Genomic DNA, 24,526 nt, shown 5'->3' with positions numbered 1-24,526 from the left:
ATCATTAAAGCCGTATGAACGGGGCGGGCCGCGGGAATACGGTTCCGGCGGCACGGGATTGGATCCGGCATGAGCGCACACGTCCTGGACAACCCGGCCCATGCCTCCCTGACCGGCCCCCACGCCCGATTCGCCGAGCGGCGCGGCCGGGTGCTGCGCTACCCGCTGGACGTGTCGCCCTGGCTGGCCCTGCCCGACGACCCGGACGCCCGGGACTGGGCCGACCTGGCGGAGCTCGCCGGGCCCGGTGCCGAGGTGCCGCTGCCGGCCTTCCGGGGGCAGGTGCCGGCCGACTGGGAGATCACCTTCGAGATGGACGGGGTGCAGCTGGTGGACGACGGCCTGGCCGCCGCGCCCGACCCGGAGGCCGTGGTCCTGGGGCACGCCGACGTCCCGGAGATGCTCGATCTGGTCGAGCGCACCCGGCCGGGCCCCTTCCTGCCGCGCACCATCGACATGGGCACCTACCTGGGCATCCGCCGGGGCGGCGCGCTGATCGCCATGGCTGGGGAACGCCTCCATCCGCCGGGCTGGACCGAGATCAGCGCCGTGTGCACCGACCCGGCCGCGCGGGGCGAGGGGCTCGCCGGCCGGCTGGTCCTGGCCGTAGCCCACGGCATCCGGGAGCGCGGCGAGACGCCCTTCCTGCACGCCAGCGCGAGCAACACGAACGCCGTCCGCCTCTACGAGTCCCTCGGCTTCCGCCTCCGCACGCGGACGTCGTTCCTGGCGGCCAGGGCGCCGCAGGGGCGGGCCGTGGGGGTGGTGGCGTAGACGTGTGCGGCGGGGACGGTCGTCAAGGGGCGGGGCGGGCCGTCGGTGCGCCGGCCTGGCCCGGTGCGGTCACCAGTTCCGGCGGGTTGTTCCGCCCCGAGCTGCGGAACGGCTTCTTCGGCGGCCTGCGCGCCTTCTGGAACGGCGCCGGGTTCGTGGAGGGCCTGCGCGGGCTGCTGTACCTCGACGGCGACGGGCTGGGCCGCGGCGTGGGGACGCCGGCGGCCTGGCTGCCGGCGGGCCTCGCGCTCACCGCCATGGCGGGGCGGCACGAACGCTCCACCGCGCCCACCTCCGTGTCCGGTGCCGTGCCGGAACCGAAGGCGGTGCGGGAGGCCGCGGAGGAGGAGGTCGAGGAGGCCGTGGCCGTGTGATCACTGGGCTAGGGTGGACACTTCCATGACTTCCTCTCTCTCCGAACCCGCGTCCCGCCCCGACCTCGTCGCCGCCCTGCGTGCCGCGGGCTGTGTCTTCGCCGAGGACGAGGCCGAGCTGATCCTCGCCACCGCCCGCACCCCGCAGGAGGCCGCCGGGATGGCCGACCGGCGCGTTGCCGGGCTGCCCCTCGAACTCGTCCTCGGCTGGGCCGAGTTCGCGGGTGGGCGGATCATCGTCGAGCCCGGTGTCTTCGTGCCGCGCCGCCGCACCGAGTTCCTGGTCCGCCAGGCCCTCGCCGAGAGGCCCGCCGCCCGCGTCGTGGTGGACCTGTGCTGCGGCTCGGGCGCGGTCGGCGCCGCCCTCGCGGCGGCCCTGGGCCCGGTCGAGCTGCACGCCGCCGACATCGACCCGGCCGCCGTGGCTTGCGCAGCCCGCAACACCGCCGCCGCGGGCGGCCGCGTCCATCAGGGCGACCTGTTCGAGGCGCTGCCCGGCGAACTGCGCGGCCGGATCGACATCCTGGCGGCGAACGTGCCCTACGTCCCCACCGGTGAGGTCGGCCTGCTGCCCGCCGAGGCCCGTGACCACGAGCCTCTCGTCGCCCTCGACGGCGGCGCCGACGGGCTGGACGTGCTGCGCCGCGTCGCCGCCGGGGCGCCCGGCTGGCTGGCCCCCGGGGGCCGCCTGCTGATCGAGACCAGCGAGCGGCAGGCCCCCGCGGCGAGGGATGCCTTCACCGCCGCGGGGCTGGCCACCCGGGTGGCCGTGGACGAGGAGCTCTACGCCCAGGTGGTCATCGGCACGTGGGCCGGGTGACGGCGGCTCACACCAGGTCGGCGAGGCGGTCGACCTGGGCCGCGTCGCGGCCGTAGCAGTAGCACATCACCTCGTCGGCGCCGAGATCCGCGAAGGCGTCCAGCGCCGCACGGACCTCCGCCGGGGTGGTCAGCAGCCCGGCGGCCATCCGGTCGGGCATGCCGGTGAAGGCGTAGTAGGCGTGCATCGCGCGGCGGGCGTCCTCGACCACCGTGTCCGGGCCGAGGGCGACGTTGACCTGCGCGACGATCCGGGGCGCGCCGTCCCGGCCGTACTCCTTCCAGAACGTACGGACGGTGTCGAACAGTCTGCCCGCCCAGGACGGCGGCGCGGCGGCGAGGAAGCCGTCGCCCCAGCGCGCGACGCGTTCGAGTGCGGCGGGCTGGAAGCCGCCGAAGAGGACCTCGGGGCCGCCGGGGCGCGCGGGAGCCGGGCCGATCGGGCCGGCGCCGTCGCCGTAGGGCTCACCCGCCCACAGACGGCGCAGCACCTCCATCTGGCCGTCGAGGCGCCTGCCGCGGGTGCGCGGGTCGGTGCCGGTGGCGCGGTGGTCGTCCTCGCGGCCGCCGACGCCGATGCCCAGGACCAGCCGCCCGCCGGTCATCCGGTCCAGCGTGGCGGCCTGCTTGGCGAGCAGCGCGGTGTCGCGCAGGGGTGCGAGCAGCACCTCGGTCTGGACGCGGATCCGGGTCGTGGCGCCGGCCAGCACGGCGAGGGCGACCAGCGGTTCGGGGTTGTCGTACACGAGGCGGTCGAGCAGGCCGAGCGTGCTGAAGGGGCCGCTGTCGGCGCGCCGGGCCCAGTCGGGCAGGGCGGCGGGGTCGGCGATGGGCAGGCCGATGCCGATGTGCATGAGGGGATTCCTCCGATGGAAGGGTCGGCAAAGTGACTTGCCGCCCCTCCGGCACCTCGGCGAGGTGTGACGCTCCCGCACTGCGGCGTACTTCTGGAGAGCGTCTCGTTGAAGTACCGCCACCGTAGGGGGCCTTGGGCGCCGGGGACAACCGGTTTCCTGATCGCCGGGTGTCCGGTGTGCGGGTTGAGCGTCCGCCGGGATTTCGTGTGCGGGGAGGCTGTCCGACGGCCGGGCGTCTGCCGGCATTTCGCCTGCCGGGTCGGGCGTCTGCCGGGAGTCGATGTGCCGGGAGTCGGCGTGCCGGTTGGGCGTTCGCTGGGACTCCGTGTGCGGGGAGTCCGTCTTCGCTGCGGGCCTGGGGGCATGCGGGGCGCCGGTCGGGTGTTCGCCGGGACTCCGTGTGCCGGGAGTCCGTCTGCCTGTCGAGCGTTCGCCGGCTTTCTGTCCGTGGTCGTGAACGCCGCGCGGCGTCCGTGCGTCGAAGGAGCACCACCTCACGGTCCCAGGGAGAACCCATGCGCATGCGCCCAGTCCGACTTCTCTGTGTCATCGCCGTATTGGCGGCTGGTGCCGTCACCGGCTGCGGCGAGCAGCGGTCCGACGGCGGGACCCGCATCACGGACGGCGACCGGACCGACGAGACGCGGGAGCGTGCCCGGCGGGTCGCCGAGGCGTGGGACGGCTCCAGGGCGGCGGACGTGTACCGGCGGGGCTTCTACCCGATGGCGGACGTGGTCCAACTGCCCGAGCACGCCTTCCGCAGCGGCTCCGACAAGGAGGCGTACCTCATGCGGAACTTCGGCCTGCGCGGCGACCTGCCCGCCTCGGACGCCGACAAGGGTGAGGTTGCCTGGGACGACGGTCGCTCGCTGACCCTGCCGATGATGGACGCGCGCGAGACGCTGGCGAAGCTGGACCGCGACAGCGGGGGCGGCCCGGAGCTCGTGGTGACCGGGGCGCGGCTCGGCACGATGAAGATGGTCACCAGCCGAGGCCCTGCGACGGTCCCGGCCTGGCTGTTCACCCTCGACGGTTACGACACGCCCCTGAAGCGCGTCGCCCTGAACCCCTCCGAGCAGCCCGAGCCGCCGATCGGGCCTGCGGCGGACACGCCGAGCAACGAGCTGTGGCCGCTCCAGCAACTGATGCGGACGTCGCGGGACGGCCGGTCCGTCACCGTCCTGGCCGGTCACGGTTCCTGCGACGACGGGCCCGCCGCCGAGGTGCTGGAGACCGACGGTTCGGTCGTGCTGTCGGGGTGGATCCGCGATCCGGGCGACGGGCCCTGCACCGCCGACCTCAAGCTCACCGAGGTGACGGTGAAGCTCGCCGGGCCGGTCGGCGACCGGGTGCTGCTGGACGCGTTCACCGGCCGTCCGGTGCCGTACGGGGACGAGCCGGGGAGCCTGCCGGACGGGAGCTGAGACCGCCCGGCCCGTTCAGTCCATGTCGCGTACGCGGGCGATGAGCAGGGCCACGTCGTCGTGGTTGTCCGGATGGTGCAGGGTGTGCACGAGCAGGTCGCAGACCTCGTCCAGCGGCCGCACGGGGCCGCGCAGCAGGTCGAGCAGGGTGTCGAGGCGCTCGTCCAGGGAGTGGCGGCGGGTCTCCACCAGCCCGTCCGTGTACAGGACCAGCTCGTCGCCCGGCCGGAAGTCGAACGCGGTCGTCGTGAACGCCACTCCGCCCACGCCCAGCGGCGCCCCGGTGGGCAGGTCGAGCAGCTGGGGGTCCTGGCCGACGCGGATCAGGGCGGGCGGCAGATGGCCCGCGTTGGCGATCCTGCACTGTCCGAGCGCCGGGTCGTGGACGGCGTACAGGCAGGTGGCGATGGCCTGGTCCAGGTCCTCGGTGATCCGGTCGAGGTGTTCCAGCAGCAGCGCGGGGTCCAGGTCGAGCGAGGCGAGGGTGGTGGTGGCGGTGCGCAGCCGGCCCATCGTCGCGGCCGCCGAGATACCGCTGCCCATCACATCGCCCACCACCAGCGCGGTCTTGCCGCCGTCCAGCGGGATGACGTCGAACCAGTCGCCGCCGACCTCGGTGGTGGCTCCCGCGGGCTGGTAGCGCGAGGCGACCTGGAGGCCGCCGGTCACGGACGGGTGGCTGGGCAGCAGGCTGCGCTGGAGGGTGAGCGCGGTGTCGCGGGCGTTCTGGTACCAGCGCGCGTTGTCGATCTGCACGGCCGCGCGGGCCGCGAGCTCCCGCGCGAGCAGCACGTCGTCGTCGGTGAACGGCAGTGGGTTGCGGGTGCGCTTGAGGTCCAGCGCGCCCAGCACCTCGCCCCGGGCGATCAGGGGCACCGCGAGGTACGAGTGGACGCCCGCGCGGCCCAGCAGCCCGGCCGACTCGCCGGAGCGCGCGATCCGCGGCAGATCGGCCTCCGCGACGTGCGGCAGCAGCATCGGGCGGCCCGTGCGCACACACTCGGTGATCAGCCGGTCGGGGCCGTAGCGAGTGATCTGTCCGGCCGGGTCGGCCGCCTCCAGCGCCAGCGGTGAGCGGTCGGCGCGCACGGCCAGAGCCCGGATCACGGCGGCCTGGGCCGGGCCGAGACTGGTGCGGCGTCCGGTGAAGACCGCCTCCAGCAGGTCCACGGCGGCGACGTCGGCCAGTTCCGGCACCGCCACGTCCGCCAGCTCACCGGCGGTGCGGTCCAGGTCCAGGGTGGTGCCGATCCGGGCGGAGGCGTCCGCGATGAGGGCCAGCCGGCGCCGGGCGGCCTCGGCCTCGATGCCCGCCCGGTACTGCTCGGTGACGTCCACGACCGACACGGCGACGCCCAGGACCGTGCCCAGGGAGTCCTCCAGCCGGTACAGCGACACGGACAGGGCGTGGTCCTGGTCCGGGTCCGCGGGGATGCGTCCGACGACCGAGCGGCCCACCACGGGGCGTCCGGTGGCCAGCACCTCGCGGGCGGCGGTCTGGAGCCCGTTCACGTCCAGGCGGGGGAGTACCTCGCCGGTGGTGCGGCCCAGGTGTTCGGCGGCCGGGACGCCGTCGATGCGTTCGAGCGCCGGATTGACGGAGACGTAGCGCAGGGTCGTGTCCAGTACGGCCAGACCGATCGGGGACTGGGCGACCATGCGGTCGGACAGCGCGACGTCCCGCTCCAGCCGGCGCACCGTCGTCTGATCGGCGGCCAGGCCGAGGGCGTAGGCGTCGCCGCGGTCGTCGAGCAGGCGCATGTTCCGGAACTCGACCAGCCGGGTGGAGCCGTCCTTGTGCCGCACGGGGAAGGCGCCCGCCCAGCCCTCGCCGGTGGCCAGCACGTCGGCGAACAGTTTGATGACGAGCTCCATGTGCTGCTCGTGCACCATGATCTGCGCCGCGTACCGGCCGAGCGCCTCCTCGGCCGAGTATCCGAACAGTTCCTCGGCCTGTGGGCTCCACAGCACGATCCGGCCCTCGTCGTCCAGCACGATCGAGGCCACTCCGATGACGTCCAGCAGCCCACTGGGCCGCGAGGGCCCGCGCACCGGCTCACCGCCCGCTGTCACAGGAGGCCCGGCTGCACCCATCGCACGCACCGCCTTCACCCGTCCTCCCGGCACGCGGTCCCCCGTGCCGACTCCCCATGCCGTACCACGCTCAACCATCTCTCATACGCCACCCCGCCCGTCTCCACCATCCCTCAGGGCGGGTGGTCTCGTCCCGATGAAACGACGGGACGGGGCTGTCCGGGGCGTATCGGGACCTTCGGGACGGGACCGGCACGGGTGGGGGGCCAGAGACGGGTGAGACGGCGGGCGCGGCGGTGAGCGGCACGCCTTTGTAGGCGTTGACCTGGGAGAACGTTGTCGCCGGACCGCCGGTCGACACAGGTGCCGTGCGCGGAGGGTGACGAGCCGGGACTCCGTGTCACGAGTTCGCCGGGTCCGTTCACGCGCGTTCGGCGGGTCGTGGCATCGCGGGGCACCGGAGGGCCGATCGGTGAGGTCGCGCTCGCACCGCGCGGACTCGGCCGCCCCGCCGTCTTCATCTGTGGGCATGGGGGCGCGGGGAACGGCGCGAGAATCCACGACGCACCCGCACCCGCAAGGGGCCACAGGCGCCCCGGCACCCTCTCCCGCGAGAACCCCTCTGAGCGGCTGACCGGCAACGCCCTCAGGGGGCGCGGGGAACGGCGCGAGAGACCACGACGCACTCGCACCCGCAAGGCGACACGAGCCGGGCGGTATCCGATGCGCACAGAACCCCGCTCGCTCTGGTGCCCAGCCAAGAAATCGGTGCTTTTCTTGGCATGTGGCCCCTTTCTCCGGAAACCCGCGCGGAACCGGGCCCCGCACGAGAGGAGCGATCACGATGGACCGCGAGCGACCGCACGAGGAGTCCGTCTCCGTCGAGATCAGCGGATGCAGCAAGGAGGACGCGAGGATCGTCTTCGACGCACTGTGCGCCTGCTTCGAGTCGGACCGAGGCAGCGACGACGTGCCCCAGCAGCTGCACGAGACCCGTCCGATGGTCTGGCTCGGCACCTTCGAGGTGACCGAGGCCCACCAGTGCCCGCCGCCCGCACGGCTGGCCGCGAGCGTCGAGGTCGACGCCCAGGGCGGCTACTGGGCGATCAACCGGCTGCGCACCACGCTGGACCCGCTGTTCAGCGTGCGGGACCTGGCCACCACCTCGGGCGACCAGGAGCGGGAGATGCACGTCCTGCTGGAAAGCCGGTGACCTCGGCCACACGCCCTCCACCTCGTTCTGCAACTAGTTGCATAATCCGTGCGCGGTCCTCTACAACAGAGGCACCACACCGCGCACGGAGGGCCCGATGAGCCGATACCCCCACCTGCTGAGCCCGCTCGACCTGGGCTTCACCACGCTGCCCAACCGGGTCCTGATGGGCTCGATGCATGTCGGCCTGGAGGAGGCGGAGCGCGGCTTCGAGCGCATGGCGGCCTTCTACGCCGAGCGCGCCCGCGGCGGTGTCGGCCTCATCGTCACCGGCGGCATCGCGCCCAACGACGAGGGCCGGCCCTACCCCGGCGGCGCCAAGATGACCACCGAGGCGGAGGCCGAGCAGCACCGGGAGATCACCGACGCGGTGCACCGCGAGGGCGGCCGCATCGCGATGCAGATCCTGCACTTCGGCCGGTACGCCTACCACCAGGAGCTGGTCGGCCCGAGCCCCCTCCAGGCGCCGATCAGCCCCTTCCCGCCGCGCGAGCTGACGGACGCCGAGGTCGAGCGGACCATCGACGACTACGCCGACGCCGCCCGCCTCGCCCGCCGGGCCGGCTACGACGGCGTGGAGATCATGGGCTCCGAGGGCTACCTGATCAACGAGTTCATCGCCGCGCGGACCAACCACCGCACCGACCGCTGGGGCGGCTCGTACGAGAACCGGATGCGCTTCCCGGTGGAGATCGTGCGGCGGGTGCGCGAGGCGGTCGGCGAGGACTTCATCCTCATCTACCGGCTGTCCATGCTCGACCTGGTTCCCGGCGGCTCCACCCTCGACGAGGTGATCACCCTCGCCAAGGCGATCGAGGCGGCCGGCGCGACGATCATCAACACCGGCATCGGCTGGCACGAGGCCCGCATTCCCACCATCGCCACCTCCGTGCCGCGCGGCGCCTACACCTGGGTCACCAAGCGCCTGATGGGCGAGGTGAGCATCCCGCTGGTCACCACCAACCGCATCAACACCCCCGAGCTGGCGGAGCAGTTGATCGCCGACGGGACCGCGGACATGGTGTCGATGGCCCGCCCGATGCTGGCCGACGCCGCGTTCGTGAACAAGGCCGCCGAGGGCCGCGCCGAGGCCATCAACACCTGCATCGGCTGCAACCAGGCCTGCCTGGACCACACGTTCAGCCTGAAGATCACCTCCTGTCTGGTCAACCCGCGCGCCTGCCACGAGACCGAGCTGGTGCTGTCCCCGACCCGGCTGCGCAAGCGCGTCGCCGTCGTGGGCGCCGGACCGGCCGGCCTCGCCTGCGCGGTGACCGCCGCCGAACGCGGCCACGACGTCACCCTGTTCGACGCGGCGAGCGAGATCGGCGGCCAGCTCAACGTGGCCCGCAAGGTCCCCGGCAAGCAGGAGTTCGACGAGACCCTGCGCTACTTCCGCCACCAGCTCGACGCCCACGGCGTCGACGTGCGCCTCGACACCCGGGTCGCCGCGGCGGACCTGGACGGCTACGACGAGGTCGTCGTCGCCACCGGCGTCACCCCGCGCACCCCCGACATCCCGGGCGTCGACCACCCGAGCGTCGTCGGCTACCTGGACGTGCTGCGCGACGGCGCCCCGGTCGGCGACCGCGTGGCGGTGCTCGGCGCGGGCGGTATCGGCTTCGACGTGGCCGAGTTCCTCACCGACGGCGGCGACAAGGCGAACGAGGACCCGCGGACGTACTTCCGTCAGTGGGGCGTCGACATGGACTACCAGGCGCCCGGCGGTCTCGCCGCCCCCGAGCGGCCCGAACCGCCGCGCCAGGTCCACCTGCTCCAGCGCAGGACCACCAAGGTCGGCGCGGGCCTCGGCAAGACGACCGGCTGGATCCACCGCGCCGAGCTCAAGCACCGCGGTGTGACCATGGTGCCGGGCGTGCGCTACGACCGTATCGACGACGCCGGACTGCACATCACGGTCGCCGAGGAGAGCACGGTCCTGGCGGTCGACACCGTCGTGCTGTGCACCGGGCAGGAGCCGCACCGCGAGCTGTACGACGCGCTGATCGCGGCCGGCCGCAGCGCGCACCTGGTCGGCGGCGCGGACGTGGCCGCGGAGCTGGACGCCAAGCGTGCGATCAAGCAGGGCACGGAGGTCGCGGCAGCCCTGTGAGGGGCGTCCCTAGGATGAGCCCATGTCACTCCCGCACGCGATCCTGACCGCCCTGGTGGAAAAGCCGTCCTCGGGGCTGGAGCTGACCCGTCGTTTCGACCGGTCGATCGGCTACTTCTGGTCGGCGACGCACCAGCAGATCTATCGCGAGCTGGGAAAACTGGAGGCCGAGGGCTACATCCGGGCCCTGCCGAGCGCCCAGCCGGCCCGTGGGCAGAAGAAGAGCTACGAGGTTCTGCCCGCGGGCCGCACCGAGCTGGCGCGCTGGACGGCCGCGGCCCAGGAGCCCAAGCCGCAGCGTGATGTGCTGCTGCTGAGGCTGCGGGCCGCAGCCGTGGTCGGCACCGAGGGCATCGAGGCCGACCTGCGCCGCCATCTCGACCTCCACCGGCGGCAGTTGGCCGAGTACGAGGAGATCGAGAAGCGGGACTTCCCGCCCGGCAGGGACAGCGACCGGGACCGCATCCAGCATCTGGTGCTGCGGGCGGGCATCGAGCTGGAGACCTTCTGGACGCGCTGGCTCAGCCAGGCGGTGGAGGAACTCGCCGATCTCCCGGACGGCGACTGAACACCGCGGTCACAGCCGGTACGGCTTCGACTTCCGGCGCAGGAACCACGCCGTGGCCCCCACCCCCGCCGCGACCAGCGCGCCGCCGCCGACCAGGGTGAGAGTGCCGTAGTCCTTCGTACCGCCACCCAGGCCGCCCATCACGCCACGTGAGGGCGAGGGGGTGACCGTGGTGGAGAGGGTGGGGGTGGAACCGGACGACACGATCACCGACTGGGTGCCCGCGGTGATCCCGCTGGAGCAGACCACGACGACCGTGTAGGTGCCGGGGCTGACGTTCGACCACGCGCCGGACTGGAGCGTGGGTGTGCCCGTCAGGGCCACCTGGCGGCCCTGGGCGAAGTTGGCCTGGCTGCCGACCAGCAGGGAGGCATTGCCCCAACTGCCGTTGATCAGACTGCAGGAACTGGTCGTGACCGACACCGTGGAGCCGCTGGTGCTCACCGAGATGCCGGACGCACGGGCCTCGGCCGGTGCCGCGGCGAGGGCGAGCGGCAGCGCGGCGGCGGCTGCCGCGGTCAGGCCGCGCAGAAGGAGCGTCGAGTTGCGCATGGAACTGTCCTCCGTGGGCACGGTTGGCGGTACATCCCTTGCGCCGCCGAGATAGGGAACGCCCGTGCTGCCTCAGGGGCAGCCAACGCGCCCCCGTGCCGCCCCGCACCCCGGCCGCCCCCGGGCAGGTGACGGATTACCTCGTCCGGCCGACAGACGAGCCCCCATCAGCCGACAGACGAGGCCCCGTCAGCCGACAGACGAGCCCCGGTCAGCCGTCAGCCGTCAGCCGTCAGCCGTCAGCCGTCCGACGTCCGCCCCGGCCCCGCCGTCCGTCCCGCCCCGGCGCCCGGCCGTCCAGCCCGGACCACGCCCCCGCGGCGTCAGCCGCCGTCCCCGGTCGTCACCGTGCGCTCCGCAGACAGCGCCCCCCACGTCCCGTCGGGCAGCCGCGCCCGCAGCCGCACCCGGCGTCTCTCGCCCGCGTCCTCGCCGGCGTAGAAGCTGTACGACGCCCGGTCCCGCGGCGGCTGTCCGCCGAAGACCAGTGAGGTGGCCGCGCGGCCGTCCAGCTGGACCTGGTACTCGGTGACGAGTCCGTCGGTGCGCGGCGGCATCCAGGTCAGGTCGATGTAGTACGCCCCGCCGGCGCGGTGGGTGGCGGCGCGGAAGTCCGCCGGGGCGGTCGCCGCGCCCAGGCCGTCGCCCGGCGCGGTGGTGAGCCGGACGGCACCGCTCGCGGGCGAGAGGTTGTCCGCCGCGTCCCGGGCCCGGACGGTGAAGGAGTAACGGGTGCCCGGCCGCAGTCCGGTGACCACGGTGGCCGTCTGCTCCCCGCCGACGCTGTGGATCTTCGTACCGCCCTGGTAGACCTCGTACGACGCCACCTTCCGGTCGTCCGTGGCCGCCGACCACGTCAGCTGGGCCGCGCGGCTGCCGACGGCCCGGCCGTGCGGCGAACCCGGCCGGGAGGGCGCGGAGTTGTCGGCGGCCGGGGTCGTGGCGCGCACCTGGCGGCTGGGCGGGCCGAGCCGTCCGTCGCGGTCGCGGGCGCGCACGGTGAAGACGTACGAGGTGCCGGGCCGCAGCCGGACGACGTCCACCATGTGCCGGTCGGCCGGGACCTCCGCGACCTTGCCGCGGCCCCGGTAGACCTCGTAGACGCTGACCGGCGGCTCCCCGGTCAGCTGGTTCCACATCACGTGCACGCTGGTCGCGCTGCCGGCCTCCGCGGTGACGCCGGTCGGCACACCGGGCGAGGGCGGCCGCTCGCCCCCGGCGTCCCGCGCGCACGCGCTCGTCAGCAGCAGGGCGCCGCACAGCAGTGCGGCGGGAACGGGAACGCGTCGCACGGCTCTGCCTCCCGGGGCGGCACGCGGCAATGGTCCGGACCAATATGGCCCCGCTGGCGCGATCACATCAAGAGGGGGTCTGGACGAACAGGTCCGCGGATTACGTATGCTGAACCACCTCACGGCCGAACTCTCCTCACAGGAAGGCGAGTTCAGGCCTGTGGCGCGGCCCGCTGTCGTCGCTGGTCCCCGCGCCGACGGCCGGGGTCCGCAGCCGGAAGCGGGCGGCGGACCCCGGTCTTTGCGCCCTCCCGCCCGCACTCCCGGCGGCGCGCCCCCCTTCCGGCCCCCTCGAAATGGCCGTGCGGCGCGAACGGCACCAGATTGGGCCGAGTGTCCGTCAGACCGCCCAGGAGAGGCTCTCTTATCGTGCGTGTCCAGTCGCTGACGCTGGCCGCGGCGTGTGCCGCCCTGTTCGCTCCGGTGACGCAGTCCACCGCGGGAACCGCCGCCGCGTCCATGGGCCTGTCCGGGCCTCCGGCGGCGCGTTCCGACGGGGGCGTGAGCGCCGCCGAACTGCTGGCGGAGGTCCGCGACTGCGCGCCCGTCTCGCGCGGCCGCTACCGCACCGACAGCGGCAGGTCCGCCACGGTCCCGGTCTGCGGCACCGAGGACGCCGTGTTCTGGGAGGCCGACCTGGACATCGACTGCGACGGGCGGCCCACCCCCCGCTGCAACAGCGGCACCGACCCCTACTTCTCCGTCGGCACGGTCTACGCGCAGTCCGACGGAAGCCCGCTGGACGCCGAGCGGCTGCCGTACATCGTCGTCCCCGTGCCGAGCGCCGTGTGGGACCACCGGGAGTCCGGTGTGGGCGGGGGCGCGGTCGCGGCCGTGATCTACCGCGACCGCGTGCAGTACGCCGTGATCGGCGACAGGGGTCCCGGTGACCTCATCGGCGAGGCCTCCTACGCCACCGCCGAGGCCCTCGGTATCAACCCCGACCCGCACGGCGGAGGCACCCCCTCGGGTGTCACCTACATCGTCTTCAAGGACTCGGAGGTGACACCCATCGAGAGCACGGAGGCCGCCGAGGAACTGGGTGAGCGGCTGGCCCGGCGGTTCGTCGGCGCGAGCCGTGACTGAGCACCGACACGGCCGCCCCGGCTCCCGCGAGACCCCCGCCGCAGCCGCCCCGACTCACACCTTGCGGTAGTCGTACGCCTCCGCGGCCGCGGCCGCCACCGCGTCCAGGTCCGCTCCCGTGCCGGCCGTGACCACCGCCGCGACCGCGCCCTCCACGAACGGGGCGTCGACCAGCCGTGTGCCGTCCGGGAGTTCGTCCCCCTCGGCCAGCAGGGCCTTGACCGTGAGGACCGCGCTGCCCAGGTCGGTGAGGACGGCGACCCCGGCGCCCCGGTCCACCGAGGCGGCCGCGGCGACGATCAGCTCGGCGCTGGTACCGAGCCCGCCGTCCTCGGTGCCGCCCGCCGGAGCCACGGGCACGGCCGTCCCGCCGCCGGACAGCCCCGACGCCAGGTCGGCCACGGACGCGGCCACCTGGGCGCTGTGGGACACCAGCACGATCCCGACCAGCTTCACGTCACTCACCCGCGGCCTCCACGAGTGAGGCGATCAGCAGGGCCGCCGAGGTCGCCCCAGGGTCCTGATGACCGATGCTGCGCGCGCCCAGGTAGCTGGCCCGGCCCTTGCGGGCCTGGAGCGGCGTCGTCGCCACGGCACCCTCCTCGGCGGCCGTGCGCGCGGCGGCGAAGGAGTCGCCGAGCGCGTCCACCGCGGGCACCAGCGCGTCGATCATGGTCTTGTCGCCCGGCGCGGCTCCGCCGAGCGTCATCACCGCCTCGACCCCCACGCGCAGCGCGTCGGCGAACTCCTTCCCGCCGACCTCCGCCACGTCCCCGAGCGCCTTGCCGGTGCGCCGCAGCAGCGTCCCGTACAGCGGACCGGAGGCGCCGCCGACCGTGGAGATCAGCTGCCGCCCGGCGAGGGTCAGCACCGCGCCCGGAGTGGCGGGCTGGTCCTTCTCCAGGGCGGCGGCCACCGCCCGGAAGCCGCGCTGCAGATTGCTGCCGTGGTCGGCGTCCCCGATGGGGGAGTCGAGTTCCGTGAGCCGTTCCGCCTCCCGGTCGACGGACGCGGCCGTCGCCGTCATCCAGCGGCGGAAGAAATCGGCGTCGAGCACTGGATCTCCTTGCGTGGTAGGTACGTTGCCGGGCCGTCTCACATGCCCCAGCGCAGCCCGGCCGTGCGCACCGGCGCGTCCCACAGCCGCAGCATCTCCTCGTCGATCTGGCACAGCGTCACCGAGGCGCCCGCCATGTCGAGGGAGGTGACATAGTTCCCGACCAGCGTGCGGGCCACGGCCACACCGCGCTCGCCGAGCACGCGCTGTACCTCGGCGTTGAAGCCGTACAGCTCCAACAGCGGTGTCGCGCCCATGCCGTTGACCAGCGCCAGCACCGGGCCGCGCGGGTCGAGGTCCTCCAGGACCGCGTGGACCGCGAAGTCGGCGATCTCGCCCGAGGTCATCATCGCCCGCCGCTCCCGGCCCGGTTCGCCGTGGATGCCGACACCCAACTCCAGCTCGCCGGGCGGGAGATCGAAGGTGGGACTGCCCTTGGCGGGCGTGCTGCACGCGCTCAGCGCGACGCCGAAGCTGCGGGAGCGCTCGTTCACCTGCCGGGCGATCGACTCCACGCGCTCCAGGGGCTGTCCCTCCTCGGCGGCGGCGCCCGCGATCTTCTCCACGAACAGCGTGGCACCCGTACCACGCCGGCCGGCTGTGTAGAGGCTGTCGTCGACCGCCACGTCGTCGTCGACCAGGACCTTGGCGATCCGGATGCCCTCGTCCTCGGCGAGTTCGGCCGCCATGTCGAAGTTGAGGACGTCTCCGGTGTAGTTCTTCACCACGAACAGCACTCCGGCCCCGCTGTCCACGGCCGCCGCCGCGCGTACCATCTGGTCCGGCACCGGCGAGGTGAACACCTCACCCGGACAGGCCGCCGACAGCATGCCCGGACCCACGAACCCGCCGTGCAGCGGCTCGTGTCCCGACCCGCCGCCGGACACCAGCGCGACCTTCCCGGCCACCGGGGCGTCCCGTCGTACGATCACCCGGTTCTCCACGTCCACGGTCAGCTCGGGATGAGCCGCGGCCATACCGCGCAGCGCGTCCGCGACGACGGTCTCCGGGACGTTGATCAGCATCTTCACGCGTACCTCCTGATGAGCCCTGCCGGTCAGTATCTGCCTTGCGGAGGAGAAGGTCACGTGGGTGTCACACACGGGCGGCACGCCGAGGCGCCCGGCGGCCGTCGCCGCGGCGCGGGGGCACGGGGCGGGCGGCCGCCGGAGATCGACTCGGTGTCTGTGAGGTTGTCCGTGAGGTCGGACCCCGCGACGCCGACGTGATCCGGACGGCAGCCCCTAGCGGGCCGCGCTCGTCTCGGGCGTCGGTACCGGGCGACGCAGCAGATAGACACTCGCGCCCGTCACCAGCAGGGCCATGCAGCCGATGAAGACGAGCCCCGCGCCCTCCAGGCCGATCGGCCCCACGAGCAGGCCCACGCCGATGACCGGTACCGAGATGCCGGTGTAGGCCACCACGAACAGTGCCGAGATGACGGCCGCCCGGCGCTCGGCCCCGGCCGCCTCGGCCACGGCGGCCATCGAGCCGCGGAACGACATCCCCTGCCCGGCCCCGCCCACGAGCGCGCTCAGCACCACCAGCGGCAGCAGGTCCCAGTACAGCGCGGCGGCGAGCAGGGCCAGCCCGCCGAGGAGCGCGACGCAGCCCAGCGGCAGCGAACGGCTCACCCCGACCTTGCCGACCAACGACTGCCCGGCCGTCGAGGCGAAGAAGGCCAGGGCGACGATCAGTCCGCTCACCGCGCGGTTGTGCACGTCCAGCGACTGGGAGAGGAAGGACGGGCTGACCGAGGTGAACACCCCGAACAGGGCGAAGCCCACGAAGGAGGCGACCGCCGCCGGCGCGAAGACGGGCCGTACGCGCGGCGGCAGCTCGGGTTTCTGCGGCCGTACGGTGCTCAGCGGGCGACGCTCCCGTACGGTCTCCGGCAGTTGGACCAGGACGAGCGCCGAGACGGCCACCAGGGTGAGATGCACCGCGAACGGCAGATACAGCGGCCAGTCGGCGTACTGCGAGAGCACCCCGGCGAGCAGCGGACCGCAGCCCAGCCCGCCCATGTTGGCGGCGGTCGCCACGAAGGTGGCACGCGAGGAGCCGCCGCGCGGGGCCAGCTCCATCACATACGCCGAGGCCGCCCCGGTGAACAGACCGGCCGACAGGCCCGACATCAGCCGGCCCAGGTACAGCCAGCCCAGGGCGTTCGCGCTCAGGAAGCAGACGGCGCTCGCCGCCGCGAAGCCCAGGCCCCACAGCAGCACCGGGCGTCTGCCCACGGCGTCCGAGGCGTTGCCCGCGAGCAGCAGCACACCGATGACCCCGACGGCGTAGACGGCGTACACGACGGTGACGGTGAGCTCCGAGAAGTCGAACTTCTCCTGGTAGAGGCCGTAGAGGGGGGTCGGCAGCGTCGTGCCGGCCATGCAGACGGCGAACACCGCCCCGGCGAGCAGGCACGGGCGCCAGGCTCGAAGATCACCGTTCATGAGACGACCGTATCGTCAGGGGCCGGGGCGTGCCGCCCGGTTGTCAGACGCCGGCCCCGCCGGCCGCGGCCCTGATCAGGCCGTCCAGCCAGGCCTGGTGGCCGTTGAGCATCGGATTGGGGAACTGCCGCGCCAGTTCGGCCGCGATCGGGCCGATCTGGGTCTCCTGCGTGAGGACACGGACCCGTCCGCCGGGCAGGTCCTCCACCAGCCAGGCGTGCAGCACCTCCAGCCGCTCCTCGGGCGGGCCGTCCTGGTCCGCGACCCAGGACACCCGGCCGGGGACGCCCGTGGAGGGCGCCTGGAACTCCACGACGCGGGCGTGCTGGGTGCGGACGGCCGGGAAGCCGACGGGGTCGAAGGTGAAGACGACACCGTCCTTCAGCACGGGTCCGCCGCCCTCCGGGAAGGTGACGTGGGTGATGTTGGCGTTGTACGACGCCCAGGCGGAGGTGTCGGTGAGGGGCCGCCAGGCCTGGGCCGCGGTGACGCCCCGGACGATCACCTCGTTGGAGACGAAGTTGTCGCCGGTGCCGGGCAGATACTTCTCGGGCCAGTTGATCGCGTTCTGGGTGGTCATGTGGGGGTGACTTTCTGTGAGCCGCGACGCGGATGCCGTCCCCACAGCCATACCCGCCCGCACCAGGGCGTATCGGGCCGTGGGGCCGGGAGGCGGTACGGCGGCCGCCGCAGCACAGTGAGAGCATGACGGACCCCGGCAGGCCGACGGCCGCAGCGGCCGTGCGCGGTCTCGATCCCATGGTGTCGCTGTCCCTGTGCGTGCAGGCCGGGCCCGGTGTGTACGCCCTCCTGCTCGGCGCCGGCGTGTCGCGGGACGCCGGACTGCCCACCGGGTGGGAGATCGTCTGCGACCTCGTGCACCGGGCCGCCGTGGCCCGGGGCGCCGACCAGGACCTCGCCACCGCCGACCCCGAGGCCTGGTGGGCCCGCCACGGCGACGGCGGACCGCTCGGCTACTCCGGACTGCTGGAAGCGCTCGGCGACACCCCCGCGGCCCGGCACGAGCTGCTGCGCGGCTACTTCCAGGCGGACGACGAGGACCGCCGGGACGGGCTCAAACGGCCCGGCGCGACGCATCACGCGGTGGCCCGGCTGATGGCGCGGGGCTGGGTACGGGTGGTGCTGACCACCAACTTCGACCGGCTCACCGAACAGGCCCTGGAGGCGGAGGGGGTGCAGCCGCAGGTCATCCACAGCCCGGACAGCCTGCGCGGCATGACCCCGCTCGCGCACGCGCCGGCCACCGTCGTCAAGCTGCACGGCGACCTCGCCGATCTGGAGGCCCGCAACACCGAGAACGAGCTGGGGGAGTACCCCGAGGCCTGGGCCGGGCTGGTGGACCAGGTCCTGGACGAGTACGGGCTGATCGTGTGCGGCTGGTCCGCCCAGTGGGACCACGCGCTCGCCGCCTGCTTCGAACGCCGTGCCACGCGCCGCTATCCCGTCTTCTGGTCCGCCCCGCACGGCGTGCGGGGCCGGGCCGCCGAACTCGTCGCCCGGCACGAGGCGGTGGTGATCCCCGACCTGACCGCGAAGGACCTCTTCCCCGGCCTCCTGGCCCGCGTCGAGTCCCTCGCCCGGCTCACCGACCCCCCGCCGACCCGCGAACTGTCCGTGGCCCGCCTCAAGCGCGCGCTGCCCGATCCGGTGCTCCGCGTCGACCTGCACGAACTGGTGGACGCGGAGACCGTGCGGGTCGTGGCCCGTCTCTCGGACCCCGGCCGCTATCCGCCGGACGCGGGTACGCCGTCCGGCCCGTCGGAGTACCGGGAGCTGCTGGAGCGCTACGAGAGCGACTGCGACACGCTGCTGCATCTGCTGGCCGTGGGGGTCTTCCACGACGAGGCGGGGGTGCACGGGCGGGTGTGGGTGCGGGCGTTGCAGCGGTTGCTGAACGTGCGGGACGGGGGTCCGCGTCTCTACCCGGCCCTGCTGGCCCTGCACGCGGCGGGTGCCGCCGCCGTGCTGTCCGGCCGGGACGACCTCCTCGGCCGGCTCCTGCTGGAACCGGTCGTGGCGGCGGCCGAGGCGGGCCCTTCCCGGGTGCTGTCCGGCGAACCCAGGCCCGCCGTCCTGGCCCTGCGCCCGGCAAGTGTGCTGGGCGACGGCGAACCGTTCGACGCCCTCGTGGACCCGCCGCCGCTCGTCCGGACCTCCCACAGCACCTGGCTGCGCGCCCGGCTCCGCGACGTCCTCGCCGAACCGGCCGCCGACAGCGACCGCGTGTACTCCGAGGCCTTCGACAGCTACGAGTACCTCACGGCCCTGCTCCAGGCCGACTTCTCGGAAACCCCGGAAACGCGGGGCGAATTCACCCTTCCGGACCGCTGGGACCCACACGGACGGCTGCGGGTCGCCACGCGGGTGCAGGCCCGGTTCTCGGAGGCGTGGCCGTTGCTCGGGAGCGGGGCGTTCGGCGGGGAGATCCATCGGGCGCACACGGCCGCGGCGGAGGTGGACGTGCTGTGCGCGCAGCGATATCGCGAGGCGGTGGGGCGGCAGCCGTTCCGGTGACGGGCAGTCGGACTCCGGTGGCGGGGGGTCGAGGGTGGCCCTAGCGTGAGCCGAAGTTCCGCATATGCGTGCGGAATACGCCAATCGAAAGGACAGCCGACATGACGGACATCGCCATCGACAACAGCTTCACGATCAACATCTGCGACGTCCCGGTCCACCTGCCTCACAGGGACGACGGTGAGTGGTCCCTGCGGGAGGTTCTCACGTGGGCCCCCGACAACTCCGACTGGCACCTGAAGAAGACGTGCGTGCAAGGGTGCAGCGGCACGGGCGGCTGCTCCATACTGCCCCCGGGGACGCTGATCGAGGTTCCCACGGACAACGCCATGGAGATTCGGTTCGTCGCCCCGGCGGAAGTCGAAAGACGGCGCGCGGAGGGCCGCTTGTGGCTGAACGACCAGGCGTGAGCGGTCACGCTCGTACCGCATCGGCCCGAGGCACGCCGCCGGCCGCGCCGGCATCGGTGACGATGCGGTCCTGGAACTCCGCGTGGCAGAACTGGTAGACGGGTCCTACCCGTCTGAGCACACTGAGCGATCGGGCATCCTCCATGAACGACAGCGGATGACGCGGCATCCGTCTGGCCGCGGCGAGTCGCAGACCGGCTTCCCGGTACGCGAAGTACGCGGTGCCGGAGACGGCCAGGAGCCCGGCGGCGAGCCCGATCGCCACATTCGCCTCCAGGGTCTCCAGCCCATGGGAGACGACGGACACGGCCGGGATGTCACTGGTCGCCAAGTGCCCCCCCGAGGTGACCAGCCACTTGAGCAGGGGCGGCACCAGGGCGACGGCGATGAGAGCGGCGGCCGCCGTGCGCTCCCCGCGCAAGGTGGACTGCGGCGTCTCCTGTTCGAGGTCGGCCGGCACCCGGGCCCAGCGCAGTACAGCCAGCGCCAGGCCGAACAGGATGCCGAAGAACGCGCCGAAGGCGCCGCACGCGACGGGTCTCGTCCACAGGGGAACCCACGCCTCCCACGTCGACACGAAGCACAGCAGGATCCCCAGGGGGACACCGATCAGCAGCCCCCTGCCGACGCAGGCGGGGATCAGCGCCCCCAGGATGCGGGCGGGAGCGCGGACGACCAGGCGCGTCGGCCGGGAGGAGCCGCCGGACAGGTCCAGGCCCGCCATGACCCCGGCGATCAGCAGGAAGACTCCGGAACGGAACGTCGCGCGCCGGCTGACGAAGGCGACGTCCTCGGACGGGGCGACGAAGGAGAGATCCGTGACGGGCTGTCCGGTCACCTGCCGAAGAGGCATGTACAGCAGAAGCCCGGCGGCCTCGGCGCCCAGCCAGAAGAGGAAGACGAACAGCAGGATTCGCCGCACCTGGGCACCGCGGTTCCCCAGCCCGCGCCCGCGAGACCGCAGCCGTCGGCGGATGGTGGCGACGCACAGCCCACCGAGGGCCAGCAGCACCATCAGAAGGGCCCATGCGAGGCCCGCTTTGACACCCGTGTACGGCGGCACGATCACCTCGATGTCCGTGTCCGCGCGTTCGAAGGCCTCCGCCCAGTATTCGACGAGCGCACCCATCAGGACCGCCAGCGGGACGACGACGGCACACCCGATCGCGACACGCCGCACGAACTCGCCGACCCCGTGCGAACCCGGCTGTCCTGAGACCTGCCCGCCGTCGCCGACGCGAGCGATCCTGAACATCACCGTCGCGGCTGCGGCCGTGGTCAGCGTGATGCCCAGGAAACAGGCGAAGCGCGCGACCGGTGAGAGCGCCCAGTGGAAGTGGTCCCCGGCCATGCACCCCGCCCCCAGCCCCACCACGGCCCCCGCCACCGGCCCCGACAACGGTCCCGCCGGATCCGGGCGCAGGGCGCGGTGGAGTTCCCACCACGCGATGTCGTCCGTGCCCTGGCGCTTGATGTGGGAGGCGAGGAAGGCGAGGGACGTGCGCGCGTCGTCGGCGTCCCAGCGGGCCGCGGCCGTGCGGCGCGCGTCGGGGACGGAGGGGTCCGTGGGGGTGGGGGTGGCCGAGAAGACCGCCGGCACCAGAGCGTCCAGGAGATGGTGCTGGAGGCCCTCCGCGTCGGCGAAGCGGGTCAGTTCGGCGGGATCACCCGCGGGTGAGGCGTACACCGTGCGGGCCAGCCAGACGTTCAGGGGGACCGAGAGGGCCTGGGCCACGGGGCCCTCGGGGCGGCGCGTGAGGTCCTCGATCACCGGGTGCCAGGCGGCGGCGCGGCGCGGCGGGACCACGCTGCGGAGATAGTCCGCCACGTCCGCGGGGGCGACCGGTTCCGCCACCACGACCGCCGCGGCGGTGACGACGTCCATGTCCGTCACCATCCGGTGGTACTCCGACTGACGCGAGGTCAGGATCAGCGGACCGTGGACCGCGATGGCGTGGTTGACGGCCGCCAGCGCACCGGGACGCAGTTCCGCGGGCAGCTCGTCCAGGCCGTCGAGGACCGGCAGGACACGCCCCTCGGCGACCAGCTTGCGAGCGGCGTCACGGCCGTACGTCTCGTGGTTGCGCAGGGCCGGATAGTCCTCGTGGATACGGCGGGCCATCCAGTCCAGCAGCGGCTCCCGGCGCGGGTTCCACGGCGCCAGGTCCAGCAGGACCGGGACGGGCTCGCCGGGCTCGGGGTCGCGCAGGAGTTCCTTCACGAGCAGCATCGCCAGCGCCGACTTGCCCGCGCCCGGGTCGCCCAGGATCACCAGCCGGCGCCGGGGCAGGGCCCGGAAGGCGGCCGCGAAGGCGGTGATGTCGTCGCTGCGCCCCGACAGGGTGCGGCCGACCATCCGGACATGGTCGCCCGCTTCCGTCTGGCCGCTGCGCCAGCGCACGGCCAGCGGATGGGGATCGAGCAGGCCGCACGCGGCGGCCTCCTCGGTCCACTGCCGGCGCACCATGGCGGCGAGCGCCTCCGCCGCCTGCTGCAACTCGGTCCGGGTGGCCGGGGCGGCGGGCCGTGACCGGTGCCACGACCAGCTGAACAGGCCGGCCATGGCGGAGATCAGCACGCTCAGGGAGGTCGCGGCCGCCTGGGCCCCCGCGCCTACCACGAGGGCCACCACCGTGACGAGCGCCGCGGCGCCGATCACCCCGATCAGCCACGGCCACCGGGTTCTGTCGCGGCTCATGACGGGGAACTGCCGGCTTCCTCGATGCCGTTGCGGAACAGGCACAGCTTGGCGTCCTCGGCGAGGAAGTACTTGTCGACCTTGTAGGCGATGGTCGCGAAGTCGAGCCGCCCGTCCCCGTTGAAGTCGCCGATGGCGATCCGCGCGGCGCTGTCCGAGGACACCCGCCACTTGGTGAACACCCCGGCCTCGACGTCCAGCACCTTGTAGTAGAAGACGCCCTGCCAGGGGTGCGGGCCGCGCAGCGCGACCAGGAACTCGTCGTCGCCGTCGTTGTCGAAGTCCGCGCAGACGATCTGGTGACTGGGACCCTCGCCCAGCTCGTTGGGGTCGCCGAAGACGTCGAGCACGATCCGCCGCCAGGTCGCCTCGGCCACCGGCGTGCCGGGGGTCTCCTTGACGTACGCGGCCACGGTGTTGCCGTGGAAGGGCTCGGTGGCCACGACATAGGCGTGCGGGTCGTCGCCGATCCGGCCCGCGCCGACGTCACCGCTGCCCTTGAACCCGGTCCGGTCGAACCGCTCCTGCTCGCCGTCGCCGATGTGCGTGGTGGTGAACCGGCCCTCCCGCTCGTCGTAGTGCAGCCAGGTCACGCCCTCCTCGGAGGCGAGCAGGATCGAGTCCAGGTGCTCGCTGCCGGGCAGCGGGTTCTTCTGGATCTCCACCCCGTGGATCATCCGGTAGTGGGAGTCGTCGATGATCCGCTTGTCCCAGGGCTGGCGTACGTCGTTGTGGGGGCTGAACAGCACGACCGGGACCAGCGCGTGCACATGATGGGCGCCCACGGTCGGCAGCGCCATCAGCTCCGGCTTGCGGGTCTGGGTGAAACGGCCGAGGCGCAGCCGGTGCATCGCGGTCTCACGGCCGATGAAGTGCCGCTTCCAGCGTGTCTCGGAGTCGAACTTGCCGGTGTTCTCGATCCAGTCGATCTTCCCGCCCTCGGGGTCGGGGTCGTCGATGCGGCCGCGTTCGCCGTACAGCTCGTAGCAGACGACGATGTCGGGGAAGCCGTTGCCGGAGATGTCGCCGTAGTGGGCGCCGATCGGCATGTGGAAGCCGTCGGCGACCAACTGCCGTTGCCAGTCAGGGTTGCGGTACCAGTAGATCTCGCCCAGGTACAGGCCGTGGCCGACCAGGTCGGGCCGGGTGTCGCCGTCGATGTCGGGGCACTCCAGCCAGTAGCCCTCGATGAGGTTGTCGTGCAGGACCTCCCGGGTGAACCGGGGGACGCGGATGCTCGGGGGGTGTGCGCCCATGGCGGGGTGCCTTTCCGGGTGGGGGTGCGGGTCTGTGCTCGTGGCTCTCGTGCGGTCCGGGTCAGGCGAGGGCCCGGCTCAGATAGGCGTGCGCGGTCTGCGCGTGGTAGAGCGGCGGATGCCCGTCGTCCGGGTCCTGTTCGGCCTCCACCACCAGCCAGCCCCGGTAGGAGTCGCCCGGCCGCAGGACCTTGAGGAAGGTGTCGAAGTCGACGTCGCCGTCGCTGTCGCCGGGCACGGTGAAGATGCCCGCCTCGATGTACTCGCGGAAGCTGCCGTCGGCCAGCGTGCGGTCCGCGCGGACGGAGCCGCGGACGTTCTTGAGATGGATGTGCGCGATCCGGTCCCGGTGCCGCTCGACGACCTCCGTCAAGTCGGCCCCCGCCCACGTGAGATGGCCGGTGTCCAGCAGCAGACCGACGTGCCGGGGGTCGGTGTCCCGCATCAGCCGGTCGACGTCCCGCTCGCTCTGCACACCGGTGCCCATATGGGGGTGGTAGGCGAGGGTGAAGCCTTGGCCGGCGACGATCTCGCCGAGCTTGTTCAGCCCGTCGCACAGGTCGGCCCACTGCTCGTCGGTGAACTCCGGCTTGTTGCTGCGCAGACTGAGCGCCTGAAGGTGCACGGACCGGCCGAACTCGGCGACACCGATCGTGGTGGTCCGCACCGGAGGGTCACCGGCGTTGAACTGCTTGAGGAACTCCAGCACCTTGAGCAGCTCGCGGGCGGTGCGCGCGGAGCCGTCCGGCACGGTGAAGTAGGTGCTCACCCACGGCTCGCTCACGCTGAGCCCACGCAGATGCATCGCCGCGGTCAGCGCGTCCACGTCGGGGGTGAAGGTGTGGCCGATGCTGCATCCCTCGAACCCGGCCAGCGCGATCTCGCTCAGGCACTGCTCCATGGGGATGTGATCGCCGATGAGCGGGAAGTCGTCGTTGGTCCAGCAGGTGGGGGTGATGCCCAGATGGATGCCCTCGGGGCGCGGGCGGGTCGGTGCCGGCATGATGCGGTCCA

At 73.0% G+C, this 24,526-nt stretch carries 21 protein-coding genes and 1 pseudogene; 10 read left to right on the top strand and 12 right to left on the bottom strand.

The features are described 5' to 3' along the window. Positions 1-69 precede the first annotated feature (69 nt). The 3 genes and pseudogenes from ABZZ79_RS15965 (at position 70) to ABZZ79_RS15955 (ending at position 1,968) form a co-directional block, all read left to right on the top strand. Positions 70-774: a GNAT family N-acetyltransferase gene (locus ABZZ79_RS15965; protein ID WP_356689528.1), complete on the top strand. Its 705-nt coding sequence runs from the start codon at positions 70-72 to the stop codon at positions 772-774. A gap of 71 nt (positions 775-845) precedes the next feature. Then, positions 846-1,148: pseudogene (locus tag ABZZ79_RS15960) on the top strand (hypothetical protein); the annotation flags it as partial. Between the two features lie 25 nt (positions 1,149-1,173). Continuing rightward, positions 1,174-1,968, top strand: coding sequence for a putative protein N(5)-glutamine methyltransferase (locus tag ABZZ79_RS15955; protein ID WP_356689527.1), 795 nt, complete (start codon positions 1,174-1,176; stop codon positions 1,966-1,968). 7 nt (positions 1,969-1,975) lie between these two features. On the opposite strand, the gene ABZZ79_RS15950 is transcribed toward ABZZ79_RS15955, so the two are convergent. Next, positions 1,976-2,821: an LLM class flavin-dependent oxidoreductase gene (locus ABZZ79_RS15950; protein ID WP_356689526.1), complete on the bottom strand. Its 846-nt coding sequence runs from the start codon at positions 2,819-2,821 to the stop codon at positions 1,976-1,978. Positions 2,822-3,339: 518 nt separating this feature from the next. Between ABZZ79_RS15950 and ABZZ79_RS15945 the strand changes: the two genes are divergently transcribed. Next, positions 3,340-4,248: a hypothetical protein gene (locus ABZZ79_RS15945; protein WP_356689525.1), complete on the top strand. Its 909-nt coding sequence runs from the start codon at positions 3,340-3,342 to the stop codon at positions 4,246-4,248. Between the two features lie 15 nt (positions 4,249-4,263). Here ABZZ79_RS15945 and ABZZ79_RS15940 read toward each other — a convergent pair whose 3' ends face one another. After that, positions 4,264-6,342, bottom strand: coding sequence for a SpoIIE family protein phosphatase (locus ABZZ79_RS15940; protein WP_356689524.1), 2,079 nt, complete (start codon positions 6,340-6,342; stop codon positions 4,264-4,266). Positions 6,343-7,126: 784 nt separating this feature from the next. Here ABZZ79_RS15940 and ABZZ79_RS15935 point away from each other — a divergent pair. The 3 genes from ABZZ79_RS15935 (at position 7,127) to ABZZ79_RS15925 (ending at position 10,176) form a co-directional block, all read left to right on the top strand. Continuing rightward, positions 7,127-7,495 carry a hypothetical protein gene (locus tag ABZZ79_RS15935; RefSeq protein ID WP_356689523.1) on the top strand — a complete coding sequence of 123 codons (369 nt, stop codon included), beginning with the start codon at positions 7,127-7,129 and terminating at the stop codon, positions 7,493-7,495. A gap of 97 nt (positions 7,496-7,592) precedes the next feature. Then, on the top strand, positions 7,593-9,608 hold the full coding sequence (locus tag ABZZ79_RS15930) for an NADPH-dependent 2,4-dienoyl-CoA reductase (RefSeq protein ID WP_356689522.1): 2,016 nt from the start codon (positions 7,593-7,595) through the stop codon (positions 9,606-9,608). 22 nt (positions 9,609-9,630) lie between these two features. After that, complete coding sequence (locus ABZZ79_RS15925; RefSeq protein ID WP_356689521.1) at positions 9,631-10,176, top strand: PadR family transcriptional regulator; 546 nt, start codon at positions 9,631-9,633, stop codon at positions 10,174-10,176. 9 nt (positions 10,177-10,185) lie between these two features. Here ABZZ79_RS15925 and ABZZ79_RS15920 read toward each other — a convergent pair whose 3' ends face one another. Both ABZZ79_RS15920 and ABZZ79_RS15915 read right to left on the bottom strand, forming a co-directional pair. Continuing rightward, positions 10,186-10,728 (bottom strand): hypothetical protein, encoded by a 543-nt coding sequence (locus ABZZ79_RS15920; RefSeq protein ID WP_356689520.1) that lies wholly within the window; start codon positions 10,726-10,728, stop codon positions 10,186-10,188. Positions 10,729-11,051: 323 nt separating this feature from the next. Next, complete coding sequence (locus ABZZ79_RS15915; protein ID WP_356689519.1) at positions 11,052-12,020, bottom strand: fibronectin type III domain-containing protein; 969 nt, start codon at positions 12,018-12,020, stop codon at positions 11,052-11,054. A 369-nt stretch (positions 12,021-12,389) separates the two neighbouring features. Here ABZZ79_RS15915 and ABZZ79_RS15910 point away from each other — a divergent pair, with 369 nt between their 5' ends. Beyond that, the gene (locus ABZZ79_RS15910; protein WP_356689518.1) at positions 12,390-13,106 is read left to right on the top strand and encodes a glycoside hydrolase family 75 protein; all 717 of its coding nucleotides are present in this window, start codon (positions 12,390-12,392) and stop codon (positions 13,104-13,106) included. 54 nt (positions 13,107-13,160) lie between these two features. On the opposite strand, the gene ABZZ79_RS15905 is transcribed toward ABZZ79_RS15910, so the two are convergent. From ABZZ79_RS15905 to ABZZ79_RS15885, 5 genes are all read right to left on the bottom strand, one after another. Beyond that, entirely contained in the window at positions 13,161-13,571 is a 411-nt protein-coding gene (locus ABZZ79_RS15905; RefSeq protein ID WP_356689517.1) for a PTS fructose transporter subunit IIA, read from the bottom strand. Beyond that, positions 13,564-14,163 (bottom strand): dihydroxyacetone kinase subunit DhaL, encoded by a 600-nt coding sequence (dhaL, locus tag ABZZ79_RS15900; protein ID WP_356689516.1) that lies wholly within the window; start codon positions 14,161-14,163, stop codon positions 13,564-13,566. Before dhaL ends, ABZZ79_RS15905 begins: the two co-directional genes overlap by 8 nt. Before the next feature lie 38 nt (positions 14,164-14,201). Then, the gene (gene dhaK, locus ABZZ79_RS15895) at positions 14,202-15,194 is read right to left on the bottom strand and encodes a dihydroxyacetone kinase subunit DhaK (RefSeq protein WP_356689515.1); all 993 of its coding nucleotides are present in this window, start codon (positions 15,192-15,194) and stop codon (positions 14,202-14,204) included. 213 nt (positions 15,195-15,407) lie between these two features. Beyond that, positions 15,408-16,613 carry an MFS transporter gene (locus ABZZ79_RS15890; protein ID WP_356689514.1) on the bottom strand — a complete coding sequence of 402 codons (1,206 nt, stop codon included), beginning with the start codon at positions 16,611-16,613 and terminating at the stop codon, positions 15,408-15,410. A gap of 43 nt (positions 16,614-16,656) precedes the next feature. Beyond that, positions 16,657-17,193, bottom strand: a complete 537-nt coding sequence (locus tag ABZZ79_RS15885) for an SRPBCC domain-containing protein (RefSeq protein ID WP_356689513.1) — start codon at positions 17,191-17,193, stop codon at positions 16,657-16,659. Between the two features lie 125 nt (positions 17,194-17,318). On the opposite strand from ABZZ79_RS15885, the gene ABZZ79_RS15880 reads away from it, so the two are divergent. Together ABZZ79_RS15880 and ABZZ79_RS15875 are read left to right on the top strand one after the other, a co-directional pair. Beyond that, on the top strand, positions 17,319-19,148 hold the full coding sequence (locus ABZZ79_RS15880) for an SIR2 family protein (RefSeq protein WP_356689512.1): 1,830 nt from the start codon (positions 17,319-17,321) through the stop codon (positions 19,146-19,148). A gap of 101 nt (positions 19,149-19,249) precedes the next feature. After that, positions 19,250-19,558 carry a hypothetical protein gene (locus ABZZ79_RS15875; RefSeq protein WP_356689511.1) on the top strand — a complete coding sequence of 103 codons (309 nt, stop codon included), beginning with the start codon at positions 19,250-19,252 and terminating at the stop codon, positions 19,556-19,558. 4 nt (positions 19,559-19,562) lie between these two features. Here ABZZ79_RS15875 and ABZZ79_RS15870 read toward each other — a convergent pair whose 3' ends face one another. The 3 genes from ABZZ79_RS15870 to iolE form a co-directional block, all read right to left on the bottom strand. Continuing rightward, the gene (locus ABZZ79_RS15870) at positions 19,563-22,256 is read right to left on the bottom strand and encodes a hypothetical protein (RefSeq protein ID WP_356689510.1); all 2,694 of its coding nucleotides are present in this window, start codon (positions 22,254-22,256) and stop codon (positions 19,563-19,565) included. Next, a complete protein-coding gene (locus tag ABZZ79_RS15865) occupies positions 22,253-23,512 on the bottom strand; it encodes a VCBS repeat-containing protein (RefSeq protein ID WP_356689509.1) in 1,260 nt (419 codons plus the stop codon). Before ABZZ79_RS15865 ends, ABZZ79_RS15870 begins: the two co-directional genes overlap by 4 nt. 61 nt (positions 23,513-23,573) lie before the next feature. Then, positions 23,574-24,515, bottom strand: a complete 942-nt coding sequence (iolE, locus tag ABZZ79_RS15860; RefSeq protein ID WP_356689508.1) for a myo-inosose-2 dehydratase — start codon at positions 24,513-24,515, stop codon at positions 23,574-23,576. Positions 24,516-24,526 lie beyond the last annotated feature (11 nt).

The sequence above is a fragment of the Streptomyces sp. NPDC006458 genome, from assembly GCF_040612135.1.
Lineage (GTDB): Bacteria > Actinomycetota > Actinomycetes > Streptomycetales > Streptomycetaceae > Streptomyces.
The sequence above is the reverse complement of the archived record's forward strand: the minus strand, read 5'-3'. Positions and strand labels throughout refer to the sequence as shown.